The organism is Caballeronia sp. INML3B (genome assembly GCF_023631305.1).
In the GTDB taxonomy this organism is placed as follows: Bacteria; Pseudomonadota; Gammaproteobacteria; order Burkholderiales; family Burkholderiaceae; genus Caballeronia; species Caballeronia turbans.
In genome coordinates, this window is sequence record NZ_JALQDI010000083.1 from 1 (window position 1) to 12865 (window position 12865).

At 61.0% G+C, this 12865-nt stretch carries 11 protein-coding genes and 1 pseudogene; 2 read left to right on the forward strand and 10 right to left on the reverse strand.

Features of this window, described 5'->3' with window-relative positions; translation table 11 throughout:
• Window positions 1-344: 344 nt before the first annotated feature.
• The 5 genes and pseudogenes from NCS58_RS33320 to NCS58_RS33340 all read right to left on the reverse strand — a co-directional run bounded on the left by NCS58_RS33320 (window position 345) and on the right by NCS58_RS33340 (window position 6095).
• Window positions 345-1277: an amidohydrolase gene (locus tag NCS58_RS33320; protein ID WP_061119345.1), complete on the reverse strand. Its 933-nt coding sequence runs from the start codon at window positions 1275-1277 to the stop codon at window positions 345-347.
• A 2-nt stretch (window positions 1278-1279) separates the two neighbouring features.
• On the reverse strand, window positions 1280-2605 hold the full coding sequence (locus NCS58_RS33325) for an MFS transporter (RefSeq protein WP_061119435.1): 1326 nt from the start codon (window positions 2603-2605) through the stop codon (window positions 1280-1282).
• Window positions 2606-2630: 25 nt separating this feature from the next.
• Window positions 2631-3860: an MFS transporter gene (locus NCS58_RS33330; RefSeq protein WP_250539026.1), complete on the reverse strand. Its 1230-nt coding sequence runs from the start codon at window positions 3858-3860 to the stop codon at window positions 2631-2633.
• Window positions 3857-5136 (reverse strand): annotated as a pseudogene (locus NCS58_RS33335) (MFS transporter). The gene NCS58_RS33330 and the pseudogene NCS58_RS33335 overlap by 4 nt, the downstream one beginning before the upstream one ends.
• Window positions 5136-6095 carry an amidohydrolase gene (locus tag NCS58_RS33340; RefSeq protein ID WP_250539029.1) on the reverse strand — a complete coding sequence of 320 codons (960 nt, stop codon included), beginning with the start codon at window positions 6093-6095 and terminating at the stop codon, window positions 5136-5138. The pseudogene NCS58_RS33335 and the gene NCS58_RS33340 overlap by 1 nt, the downstream one beginning before the upstream one ends.
• Between NCS58_RS33340 and NCS58_RS33345 the strand changes: the two genes are divergently transcribed.
• Complete coding sequence (locus NCS58_RS33345; RefSeq protein ID WP_250539031.1) at window positions 6006-6209, forward strand: hypothetical protein; 204 nt, start codon at window positions 6006-6008, stop codon at window positions 6207-6209. The two genes, NCS58_RS33340 and NCS58_RS33345, sit on opposite strands and share 90 nt — an antisense overlap.
• Here NCS58_RS33345 and NCS58_RS33350 read toward each other — a convergent pair.
• The 5 genes from NCS58_RS33350 to NCS58_RS33370 form a co-directional block, all read right to left on the reverse strand.
• On the reverse strand, window positions 6206-7357 hold the full coding sequence (locus NCS58_RS33350; RefSeq protein WP_250478502.1) for a porin: 1152 nt from the start codon (window positions 7355-7357) through the stop codon (window positions 6206-6208). The genes NCS58_RS33345 and NCS58_RS33350 overlap by 4 nt on opposite strands.
• A gap of 52 nt (window positions 7358-7409) precedes the next feature.
• The gene (locus tag NCS58_RS33355) at window positions 7410-8741 is read right to left on the reverse strand and encodes an MFS transporter (protein WP_250478503.1); all 1332 of its coding nucleotides are present in this window, start codon (window positions 8739-8741) and stop codon (window positions 7410-7412) included.
• A gap of 114 nt (window positions 8742-8855) precedes the next feature.
• A complete protein-coding gene (locus NCS58_RS33360) occupies window positions 8856-9782 on the reverse strand; it encodes an SMP-30/gluconolactonase/LRE family protein (protein ID WP_061119351.1) in 927 nt (308 codons plus the stop codon).
• A gap of 20 nt (window positions 9783-9802) precedes the next feature.
• Complete coding sequence (locus NCS58_RS33365; RefSeq protein ID WP_250539020.1) at window positions 9803-10747, reverse strand: NAD(P)-dependent oxidoreductase; 945 nt, start codon at window positions 10745-10747, stop codon at window positions 9803-9805.
• Window positions 10747-11439 carry an RraA family protein gene (locus NCS58_RS33370; protein ID WP_250539021.1) on the reverse strand — a complete coding sequence of 231 codons (693 nt, stop codon included), beginning with the start codon at window positions 11437-11439 and terminating at the stop codon, window positions 10747-10749. The genes NCS58_RS33365 and NCS58_RS33370 overlap by 1 nt, the downstream gene beginning before the upstream one ends.
• A gap of 199 nt (window positions 11440-11638) precedes the next feature.
• On the opposite strand from NCS58_RS33370, the gene NCS58_RS33375 reads away from it, so the two are divergent.
• Entirely contained in the window at window positions 11639-12352 is a 714-nt protein-coding gene (locus NCS58_RS33375) for an IclR family transcriptional regulator (RefSeq protein WP_250539022.1), read from the forward strand.
• Window positions 12353-12865 lie beyond the last annotated feature (513 nt).

A 12865-nucleotide genomic window follows, 5' to 3' on the forward strand; every position in this document is an offset into this window, starting at 1 on the left:
TTATTCGACGCCTGCCGACATGCGCGGCGGCACGCACATTTCTGCGGCCGATGGCAGGCATCGAATAAACCTTAACGGACAGCGAACGTTCCCGGCGTCGGCAGCAGGACCGCAACTGACCGGATCGGCGAGTTCACACTTACGACCCAACATGGTCACTCGACGCCGGCCCTCATTAGCGTCTGTAAGCGGCGAGTTCCAGTCACTCAAATCGGTAAGAACTCGAGCCGTACTCGCCGGGGCCGTGAGTGCTGAAGCTCCCAAAACGCATCATTATCCGGATAACGGTGTACTCTGTTACTCAGGAATTCGGGCAGCATGTCTTCACGAACCACCGTCGGCCTCTAGTCGAATCCATAAAGCCTCGTGGCATTGTCTACAAATATTTTCTGCTGCCAATCCGATCTGCCGATCCACCCGTCGATAGTGTCGAGAAGACCTGCGTCATCTGGCTTGACGCCTCTCTCAGTCGGATGCGGCCAATCGGTGCCCCAGAGCATTCGCTCGGGAGCCATGCTAATCAGCGTTTTCGCCACAGGCGCAACATCCGCGTAAGCAGGCGCCCCAGTCTTCGTATCGACATAGGGGCCCGACAGAGTAATGAATGTGTTGCCTTTGTCGACGAGGCGCTGCGCCGTGCGCAGTGCCTCCGACGTGAGACCGCCTGGCTCGGGAACATGCGCGATATGGTCGATCACCAGCGGACAAGGAAGCGCCGAGAGACGGCTTTCCAGTTCAGGCAGCCGGACGCCTTGCACAACGAGTTCGATATGCCACTTCAACTCAGCGATTCGCGTCGCGAGCGGCGCCAGCATATCCACCGTTGTTGCGCCAGGATAACTGAGATTGAACCGTATAGCTCGAATGCCGCCCGTGTGAAGTTCGTGCAACTCCTTGTCGCTTACCGACGTGTCTACGACCGCCACACCGCGCGCGTTGCTTCCGATTCGCTTCAGCGCATCCAGCGTGCAACGATTGTCGGTTCCATAGGTCGACGGCGTCACAACGACATTTCGGTCAACGCCAAGACGAGCCTGCAGCAGTCGATACTGCTCCACCGTTGCATTGGGCGGCCGCAGCGTCGTGCCGGGAGCGACAGGAAAGCGATCGTCGTAGATATGCATGTGGCAATCGACGGCTCCGGCAGGCAGTCGGAACGAGGGCGGCTCAGACCCGCTGGACCATGTTTCGATCGCCTTGACATGCGTCGGCAACGTCGACGCTGCCATCAGCGCCCCGCCCATCTTGAGGAAACCTCGTCTGGTCGCTTTTTGCATGGTCAGACGGTCTCCGTCTTGCGTGCCAGGTGTTTCGTCTGTCCGTTGCGCGTCAGCATTAAGAGCGTTGCGACGCTGACGAGCGTGAGGACCGCGAGCGGCATTAGCGCCAATGCGTAGCTGCCCGTGGCTTCCTTGACCCATCCATACACATTGACCATGAGTCCGCCGCCGAGAAGGTTGGCGATCGCGTTGATGGTCGCCAGGCCCGCTGCAACCGCGCTGTTCGACAGCATGTCCGTGGCAAGCGCCCAGAAAGGCCCTTTGAAGGAATAAGCACCCACGAGCACTGCGCACAGCATGAAAATCGTCGGCACGAGCGAGCCGCTCAGCGAGGTTGCAAACAGCCCGCCACCAATCAGAAGCATCGGCACGACAGTGTGCCAGCGACGTTCACCTGAACGGTCAGACCGGCGTCCCCAGTAGACCATCAAGACAGATGCCACTGCGTAGGGAATCGAATTGATGAGACCCGTTTGCATGACCGACAGACCGAACGACTTCAGCAACTGAGGTTGCCAGACCGACAAGGTGCTGCCGGCAGCCGACGCACAGGTATCAACGAGTGCCAGGCACAACACATAGGGATTGCGAAAGAGCTTCGTCAGCGGCATGTCGAGCACCTTCTTGGGTGCCTTGGTCTCACTGGCCAGCGCATCGACGAGCCACTGCCGTTCGTCGTCCTGGAGCCACTTTGCATCGCCAGGTTTGTTCGTCAGGACAAACAGGCAGACGAGGCCCAGCAGCACCGTGGGAATGCCTTCGAGGATGAAGAGCCAGTGCCAGCCGCGCAGGCCCCAGAACCCGTCCATCTGCAGCAGCGCCGCGGAAATGGGTGAGCCGATGAAGCTCGCGGCCGGGATCGCGACCATGAACGTGGCGACGATTCGCGCTCTATACGACGCAGGAATCCAGTACGACAGATACAGCAACACGCCTGGAAAGAATCCGGCCTCGGCGGCACCGAGGAGAAAGCGCAGAATGTAGAAGGTGGTTGCGTTCTGCACCAATGCCGTTGCCGCCGACACGATGCCCCACGTAATCATGATCCGGGCAATCCAGATTCGCGCGCCGTATTTTTGCAGCGCCATATTGCTCGGCACTTCGCAGAAGAAGTACGAGATGAAGAAGAGGCTGCTGCCGAATCCGAAGACTCTCGCGGACATGCCCAGGTCGTGATTCATCTGCAACGACGCCATGCCCACGTTGCCGCGGTCGATGAACGCCAGCAGGTAGCAGATCATCAGGAACGGAATCAGCCGCCATACGACCTTCCGTATGGTGCGGCGCTCCATGTCCGATTTCGCCATGACACCGGTAGCTTGCATGTTTGTCTCCACTCTATTTTGCGCCTCAGCGCTGTTCCTTGAATCGTTGCCACAAGACGATGGAAATGACACCCACTGCGAGCACCACGGCCATCGCCGCAAATGTGTGCCGCACGCCCAGCGCTTCGGATACCGTCCCGACAAGCAGGTAACCGAACGGCATGGTCCCGTTGTAGGCCATGCCGTACATGCCCACGAGTCCGCCGCGCACGTGTTCCGGACACTGTCGCTGGATCGTTGCATTGGTCGAAGTAGCGGCGAAGGTGAGGCTGAAGCCCAGGATAAAAAAAGCCGGCATGGACGCGGCGGCTGCATCGGTCGTCGCGAGGACCATCAAAGCAGCGATGGCCGACCACGGCGCCCACGCGATGAACCGAGCCGATGCACGCGGCCCAAGGGCCGAGGACAACAGCACCGCCGAACTCAGCGAGCCGGCGCCTGCGCACGCGAAGAACGCGCCCGTAAAGCGTGCGGCGTCGTGAAACGCCTTGTCCGCGAGCAGCGGCACTAGCGTTTGATAGCTCGCCGCGAACAAACCGATGCACGCCAGAATCGGCAGGTACCGCGCTGAAAAAGCGTCCGACATGACATAGCCGACCGCGTCGCGCAGGCTGCTTTCAGCGCGAGACGGTCTTGCCTTATCGGAGACGCGGATCGAGCGCACGCACGTTGCCATGAAGCAAAGCGCCAAGGCGTAGATGGCGAACGATGCGCGCGGTCCGAGCGTCGGATAGACGAAGCCCGCGATCGTCGGCCCGACCATCCGCCCGACGTTGTAGACCATGGTGTTCATCGCCACGGCGTTGGAGGTGAGCGTTCCGTCTCGCAGGCTCGTCAGCAGCAGGACCTGGCGCGCGGGCACTTCCACGGCGCTCGAAACGCCGATCGCCAGCGCATGCGCGAGGATCAGCTTGACGCCCAATACGCCCAACGTCCCCAAAGTGATCAGGCTGCCGGTCAGAACGAGCGACACCGTCAACACGCAAAGCGTGACACGCCTCGCGTTCTCGGAACGAATCCGCGAACCTGCGATCGGCGCGACGATCAATTGCGGTCCGTACAGCAGGAAGTTCAGCAAGGCAAGAATCGCCGCCGAACCCGACAGGTGATAAACAAGCAGATTCAAGGTCACGTTCTGCGTCCAGCTGCCCAGAACAGATGCGACTTGCCCACTGAGATATTGGCGCAGCGCCGGCTCGGTCAGCGCGGGAAAAAGCCGGCTGACGATGCCCGATGATCGTGCGGCCGTGTTCATGAAAGCGCCTTGCCCCGCGTTCAGGCGCGAAGAACACAACGATGGCCGCCGCGATGAACGCGACGATCGTCGTCGAAAGCCCGAGAACGAAGCCGCCCGATGTCGACGCCAACGTGCCGATGACCAATGGTGCAATAAAGCCGCCGAGCCGCCCGCCGTTGTACGCGAGCCCCATGAAGAACCCTCTCGACGCCGTATTCCCGATAATCTCCGCGAGAAATGGCCCCGCGCCCGCGAAGATGCCGTTCACGCTGAAGCCGGTGAAGAAGATCGCCACCATCAGAACCAGTGCGCTCGACGACATGATGTAGCCGAACACCGCCGCCGCGCCGACGAGCAGGTACGCCATGAACATCGGCCGGCGACCGAGACGGTCTACAAAGGCCGAGAACAACAAAAAGCCGGTGATCGCGCCGAACTGAAGCGCGAGAACGAACTTGAGGCTGTGCACGAAGTCGAGATGTTTCACCGCGACGAGAAATGTCGGCGTCCAGGTGAACACGCCCCAATACAGGTACTGAAGGAAAAAGATGAACGTGAACGCCGTCACGAGACCTCGAACGTTGAGCTTTTCGTCGATTGCTGTTTTCTGGATCGCTGGCTGAGCGTTTGCGCGTTTGCGCTCAAGCCAGATCGGCGACTCGGGCGTCTTGCGTGCGACAAAGAAGAGGATAAAAAACGGCAGCGCGCCGATCAGAAATAGCACTCGCCAGCCGTTGCCGCCCAAGCCATCGTTGACGCTCGTGACGATGCCCGAAATCGTGATGGCGAGAATCGCGCCAATCGGCAAGCCCATCTGCATGAGGGCACCGCCCTTGCCCCGACGGCTCGCATGCCAGGTTTCGGCAATCAGCGCCGCGCCGGCCGTCCACGTTCCGCCCATTCCCAACGCGCCGAAGAAGCGGATCGTTGCGAACCAGTGCTCGTTCGGTGCGAACGCGAGCAATCCCGAGAACAGCGAGTAGATGCCGATGCACAGCATGGCCGTGCGCACGCGCCCGAGCCGGTCCGACACATAGCCGAATAAAATCCCGCCGACGATCTGCCCCGCTGCCGTAATGCTCGTGAACAGCCCAAGTTGCGCTTTCGACAGACCGAACTGGAGGGCGAGCGTCGGCAGAAGAAGCGACAGCAGGAACGAGTCGTAGCTCTCGAATGTCCATCCGAGTCCCGCAAGGGAAAGCGACCGCCATTCGACGCGGGTGATGTCCTTGTAGCGCTTTCCCTTGACCTCGTTGTCGGGTCGAATCTGCGCAAGGCTCGCGCTTGTCTTCATCATGTGTCTCCGTGAAGTGACAGTCGGTAAGTCGCCGCCGCGGTCTTGCGAAAGAGCGCTGCCTTCTCTTGCGGCGTCATCGAACCAGCCAGTCTTTTAAAGGCGTTCCACACGACGCCGTAGCCGAACATGCCCTTATCGACGGGAAAGTTGCTCTCGAACATGCAGCGCTCGACGCCGAACAATTCGATGCACGTATCGAAGTACGGTCGCCATGCGGCGGCGAGATCCTCGGAAGAAGGCGGTAAGTCGTGGCGCGCGAAATCGAAGCCGAATACGCTCATGCCCGCGCCGCCGAGCTTGATACGTGTATTCGGCAGAGTCGCCATACGTGCAAGGCCACGTTTCCAGTCGGCGAATACTTGCTCATGCTTGCCTTCGTGCGGCCCGACGCCGACCGGTCCTCCAAAGTGGTCGATGACGACCGTCACATCCGCTGCAGCGCGAGCCAGCTCGTACAACTCGCCCAACTGCGTGTGATACACCCACGCGTCGAGCGATAAACCGAAACGGGCCAACGTCTTCACACCGCGCTCGAAAGCGGAATCGAGCATCAGATCGCGCGGTGGAGTAACTGGGCTGGAACTCACCTCGGGACTTTCATGCCACGCCAGCGGATTGCGAATGCCGCGTAACCGCCCGCCCGAAACCTCCAGCATCGTTTCGAGCACGTTCTCGAGCGCGTCGCCAAGCGTGAGATCCGCACCGCCAACGATGGCCTCGCAACCGCGCGCCGGCCCATACCCTCCACTTGCGAACATCGCCGCGATGCCGGTCGCGAATTCGATCTCGCCGACGGGTTTCATCGACTCGGGACCGTCGTGGCGCAGCATCGAACGACACTGCACGTAGACGGTCGATACGACTCGATGACCGCATCGCACATCGTTTCCGAACTCGTCGGTCAGGTATCGCCCTGTCTGACGATCCCAAAGATGGTGGTGCGCATCGACGATCAGAAGCTCGGGCTCGAGGATCGGCTCCTCGCGCAACGCAAGCCATTCTTCGCGGACAGGCAAGTGAGGGGCATGGACTATTTGCACGGCGGTTTCTCGTCAGGATCGCGTCGTTAGAACTTCTGGCGAAGACCGACGGTGACGCCGGTCTGGTTATGGCCCGCTGCGACCGTGCCGTAGCCGTTCACGCCGAGCGCCGAATTGTCCTTGTTGTGCGCGTATGCGACGGTCGCGTACAGGTCCGTACGTTTCGACAGGAAGTAGTCCGCGTTCAGAACGGCGAGCCACGGATCCGCGCCCGTCGAATGAACGTCGTGGTAGTAGCCGGCAGCAGTCAGCTGGAACGACGGCGTGATCAGGTACTGCGCACCAAGCCAGTAGAGATTTGCGGCATTGGCTTCCGAACCGTTGGCGACTGCGATCGGATTCGTCGGCAGGAATGCATTCGACGCACGCAGATAGCGATAGCCGGCGTAGGCGGTCACGGGCCCGAAGTTGTAGCTCGCAGCGGCCAGCGCGCGGCGTTCGGTGCTCGTGTTGGTCGCGACCGTGTTGCTGTTGCGTTGCTCGTAGACGGCAGTCGCGGCAACCGGGCCGCTCGCATACGTCAGGGCGCCGCTGAAGAACCGGCCGGTGATGAGCGCGCCGGGCACCTCTGCACCGTATCCTGTGTCATAGCGCGTGCTGTACATCGCCTGGGCCGTCACAGGGCCAAACTTTCCTGTGTACTTGGCGGAGTTGTCGATGCGCGCGGCCAGCGCGTAGTCGAGCGAAAGCGCGGAGTAGCGGGACGACACGCCCATCGGGTCGAACACGATCGACTGTTCGTAGATAAGGGCGTTCTGCCGACCCAACGTCAGTTGCTGGCCCTTGTAGGAAAGCCCGACCCACGCCTGACGGCCGAAAAGCCGGCTGGTCGTCGTCGGATTCGCGCCGAGGCCGCGCGTCGATTGCGCGGTCGTGCCGTCGTTGATGTTGAAACCGTTCTCCAACTGGAAGATGGCCTTCACGCCGCCGCCCAGATCCTCGACGCCTTTCAGGCCCCAGCGTGAGCCGGACAGATTGCCCGACACTTCCCTGACCTGCGATCCTCCCGCCGTCGTGTTGTTGAGGAATTCGACGCCGACATCGGCAATGCCATAGAGCGTCACGCTGCTTTGCGCATGCGCCAGGTTTGATCCGAATACCAGACTTGCCGCTGCGACGGCGCCAAGCGAGAAGCTAGTGTTGAGGTTGGCTTTCTTGGGAGCCTTCTTCAAAGACATGGTGTCTCCAGACAGTGGGTAACAGATTTTGTTTGTTCGACGCGCGCGACTTCTAATGCGTCGCCGATGCCTCGCCTGCATTGGCGCCGGGATCGCCGAGCCATGCGATGGTCGCCGCACCGACGAGCATCACTGCCGCAATGGCGAACAACGGAACGGTGAAACCGCCTGACATCTGTTTGAGTGCACCGATCATCGACGGGCCGACGAAACCGCCGAGATTGCCGACCGACACGATCAACGCGAGACCTCCCGCCGCCGCCCGGCCCGTAAGAAAGCCCGACGGAATCGCCCAGTAGGTGGCTTGAAACGACAGGATCCCGCTCACCGTGAAGCACAGGCACAGCAGCTTGAGAACGGCGCCGTCAACGTATGTGCTCAGGCAAAGGGCCGCTGCTGCAACCACCAGCGCGCCTGCAACGTAGGGAATTCGGTTCGCCGCTCGGGCAGCGATTTTTGCCCATAGCAGCATGACCACGGCTCCGGCGACGTAAGGAATCGCGGTCAGCCAGCCGACGACGGCGTGCTCGACACCGAGCTGCTTGATGATCTGCGGCATCCATAGGCCGACGCCGATCGACCCGACGATGCCGCAGAAGTTGATGAACGCAAGCACGAACACGCGCCAGTTGGTCATCGCGTCGCGCAGCTTGTTGCCGTGCTTGGCACCAATGTCACGTTGCTCCGCCGACAGCCTCCGGGCGAGCGCGGCCTTCTCGTCGTCGGAAAGCCATTTAGCCTTCTCCGGCCGGTCAGCCAGCACGAACAGACACGCGATGCCGAGAAGGACCGCAGGCAATCCTTCGATCAGCAGCAGCCATTGCCAGCTACGTAGCCCATGCATGCCGCCCAGTTGCAGCAGCGCGCCGGAGATGGGCGAACCGATGATATTGGCCACCGGAATACCAACGAGAAAGGCTGCCGTCACTTTGGCGCGCCACTTTCCCGGGAACCAGTGCGTGAAATACAGATAGATGCCGGGTGTAAAGCCGGCCTCGGCCAGCCCAAGGAGAAAGCGTGCCGCTGCGAAGCTCTTCGGACCGACGACGAAGGCCGTCGCCATCGACAGAATTCCCCACGAAATCATGATGCGGGCGATCCAGATGCGCGCACCGACCTTCTGCATGATGAGATTGCTGGGAATCTCGAACAAAAAATACCCGATGAAGAACATGCCCGCGCCGAACCCGAACTGCTCGGCCGTCAAGCCGAGGTCTTTGTTCATGGTCAACGCCGCGAACCCGACGTTCGTTCTGTCGAGGTAGCTGATGACGTAGCACGCAAAGATAAAAGGCAGTATCCGACGAAAGACTTTCGCCAGGGTGCGCTCGCTCGCGGCGTACTCCTCGCTGCTGATGCTCTGGACCGGCTTCGTTTCGGTCATCGGCGAAGTTTGTGCGCCGTTCACACTTTGCGATATGTTCATGTGTGCTCCTCCATCGCACTCTTTTCGGCGCGACGTGTTTCTCTCGTGGCTTGGATGAGTCGAGCGCGCGGACTAGCTCGTCTTCGCTCGCTTGGGCAGTGGGCCGGCGACCGCCATGTCGGCTCGCAGAATCGTTCCGGATACCGATTCGGTCATGAACAGCGTCTTCATGTCGGCGCCGCCGTAACAAAGATTCGTGAGCGAAGCGCCCTCCGGGCTCGTCAGAATCTCAACCGGTTCGGCGCGATGATTCAGCACCCACACGCGGCCAAGCCCAGGATTGGCGACCAGGATGCGTCCGTCGAGATCGACGGTCAGGCCGTCCGGGCCGCTCGGTCCGTACGACGTAAAGAACTGGCCGACCTTGCTCACGGAACCATCGGCCTGAAGCGGAACGCGCCATACGCAATTGCCCCGCGTCATACCGACGAACAGAACTTTTTCGTCGGGCGACAGCACCAGCCCGTTGGGACTCGGGCAGTTGCCGAGCAGCACGTCCAGCTTGCCGCCCGCCGAGAGCCGATAAACGCGGCCGGTCGGATCGTGCAGCCCCGTCTGTCCTTGATCGGTGAAGTACAGATTTCCGGCGGAATCGAAGGTCAGGTCGTTCACGCCTCGGAAGCGCTCGGTATTGCGCCGCTCGAGGTATGGACGAACCTCTCCGCGCGCGATGTCGAGCAGCATCAGCCCGTTGCGATAGTCCGTGATGAGCAGATGGGCATCGTCGAAACGCTTCATTCCGTTCGGCTCACCGTCGTACTTCGCGACGAGTTCCCACTCGCCCGCCAGCGAAATCCTGAAGATGCGACCGTGTGGGATATCGGTCACGAACAAAAAGCCGGCAGGATCCCAAACGGGTCCTTCGAGGAAGGAATCCGTGGACACGCCGCCTCGATTCGCGCGCGCCCATTCCGTTTGAATGTCCGGCTGACGGAACTTTTGCGGCATGCGCGTGAAGACTTCGGCGGTGCGGACTTCGGGCGATGTGAGATAGAACACGCTTAACCTCTCTTACCGAATCAGGCCACGTTGCGCGCGTTTTCCGCGACCACTGCCAGGACATTCGCTGCCGCGCCCTTGCCCATGTTCACGTACGCGGCATCGCTCACTCCGCCGATGTGCGGCGAAAGGATGACGTTGGGAACGGACTGGAAGGGGTGCGTCGTCATCGGCTCGACGGCGAAGCTATCGAGGCCTGCTGCGCGCAATTGACCGCTCGCGAGCGCTTCAATCAAGGCTTCTTCGTCGATGAGACCGCCACGCGCGGTGTTGACCAAAATCGCGCCGCGCTTGAATCGGCTCAGCACTTCACGATTCAGCATGGCGCGGTTCTCCGCGGTGAGCGGGCAATGCAGCGAAACGATGTCCGACGTGGAATAGATGTCTTCGAGTGACACGGGCTTTACGCCCTCGTGTGTCTCCTTCGCGAACGGGTCGAACGCCTGAACCTGCATGCCGAAAGCAAGACCTGCCTTCGCGACGCGACGGCCGATGGCACCCAGCCCGACGAGTCCGAGCGTGCGTCCTTCGAGTTCGAAGGACTTGTGTGTCGACTTGTCCCAATGACCCGCGCGCATCCGCACATCGAGTTGAGGAACCGATTTCGCGCATGCCAGGATCAGCGCCCACGCGTGCTCCGCCACGGCCGCGGCGTTGGCTCCGGTAGCCGCGCGAACCGCGATACCGCGTGCAGCGGCGGCTTCCTGGTCGATTACGTCGATGCCGCTGCCGTGCTTGGAGATGACTTGGAGGTTCTCGGCCGCATCCATGATGCGGGCATTTACCTTGCCGTACCGAACGATGATGGCAACCGGCTTGTGCTGTGCGCACAGCGCGACGACGTCGTCTTCCGTCGGCTGCTTGCCGGCGAACACGAGCTCAAAATCGTCGAGCATCTCCAGCGCTTGTAGAGCGAGGTCCGCTGCCGTCACCAGCAGCACGGGCTTTGCAGAATTCGCGGCCATTACAGCACCTCGCCTTCCGCGAGCATGCCCGCCGCGCGCAGTTCCTTCTCGAGCCAGCCGGCACGCGTGTCGCCTTTGCGGATCGCCGCGATACGGGCGGTTTCGGCGTCGAGCTTCTTTTGCGCGAGTTCGACAATGCGCGCAACGTCGTCCTTCGGAATCACGACGACGCCATCAGCGTCGCCTACGATGAGATCGCCTGCATTGACGCTGGCGCCCGCCACCGAAATTGGGAAGTTGACGCGGCCTGCGACGCTCTTGGTCGGTCCGCACGGATTGAGGCCGGCCGAGAACACCGGAAACTCGCCTTGCGCCAGTTCGTGCGAGTCGCGCACCGCGGCGTCGATGACGAAGCCCGCGATACCTGTGGCGTGAGCCTGAGTCGCCATGATCTCGCCGATCAGGGCGCAGCTGACGTCGCCCTTTCCATCCACCACAATCACGTCGCCCGGCTTGGCCACAGCGAGCGCTGCATGGATAGCCAGGTTATCGCCCGGCCGCACTTCGACGGTGACGGCGGGTCCCGCTACCTTCATCGTCGGCGCGAGCGGCTTTACGCGGCCGTTGAGCGTACCGCGGCGGCCAGCCACGTCGGCGAGGATGGCGGCTTGGAATTTGGCAGCGTCCTCGACGAGTTCAGGGCTCACACGCTCGACACTGCGGTTGATGGAAGAGTTGGACATCGTGCTCATTTGGAATCACCTCGAATTGAAGTTGTATCTGGTACAACTATGGTGTACTGGATGAAATTATATTAATCATGGCCTCAGCGCGACGCCATCGGCGTTAACCCTTTTACACGGTGCAACGCCGTTGTACCGTATAAACCTTCGCGACTGACGTTTTACTGTGTAAAATGCGGCGAGAAGGCAAGCGACGGGGAGAACGAACGTGGGAAACGAAGGTGTGGCAGCGGTCGAAAAGGCGCTTTCGCTGCTCGATTGCTTCAAACCAGGTGTGGAGTCGCTTTCATTGGCCGCGCTCGCGCAAGCGTCGGGCATGCACAAGACGACGGTTTATCGGCTGATGAACTCGCTCGAACGGATGGGGTATGTCGTGCGGTCCGACGCAGGGTCCTACTCTCTCGGTCATCGGGTTCTGTATCTTGGAAAGCTGTACGAGCAGTCTTTCCACCTCTCCACGATCGTCGAACCGATCCTGCATTCCCTTGCCATCTCGACGAAGGAGAGCGCGTCGTATTACGTCATTGACAAGAAGCAGCGCCTTTGCCTTTTCCGAGTGGAACCGTCTGAGGGTCTGAGAGAGACCAGGCTTGCCGGAACATCCTTGCCTCTGGATGACACGGCGATCAGCCAGGTGCTGAGATACTGGGGACTAGGCGAGCCGCTTTACGAGAAAGCTCCTTCCTTGCCGCTCTTCACTTCAGGCGCGCGAGATGAACATACCGCCGCGTTCGCCACCCCGATTTTTGGAGCATCGGACAAGTTCATGGCCGCCCTTAGTCTTTCTGGACCTGCGTCGAGACTCAACGCGGCCCACAAGACCGGCGAGTTGACCGCACTGCAACTCAACGCGGCCTCAGACCTGTCGCGAAAGCTCGGGGCAAGTATTGCGTTCTGCGAATTCATTTACGCGATCCGCTAAACCGACGGGGCCCGACATCCCGGCCATGTACTTATCCAGGCGTGTAGATACTCTGGCAGAACGGATGGCTCGCGCCCAGTGCTCGCGAAGAGGTTTGCTGCGGCGATACGCTGAGGCTCGCCGAACTCGCCAGTGACATTGGCCGCTTCGAGCGTCGAAGCAGCGCCGGAGAGCTACGGAACGGGGCGCTCGTGAGAGTGCTCGGCGGCTGGGAAGTTGGATCCGGCGACGTCCACGTCGTTCTGCCAGCAGGCCGGGCCGCCAAACCGTCAGCGCGCGCGTTCGCGGATTTCATCGTGTCAGAATTTGCCCATGCAACCGTCGACGGACGGCGTGTTGGCGCGTGCGACCGTGTCGAAGCGTTAAACCGCACCCGCTTAGGCCATGCCTCGCGGCGCGGGCCGAGCGAATCCAGTCAGCAATGTCCGTAATACAGGGCGGATTCAACCGGTCGATGCAACACAATAACGCTATTATGCGGCGGGAGTGTTGCGATGAAACAGAGACGCCGAA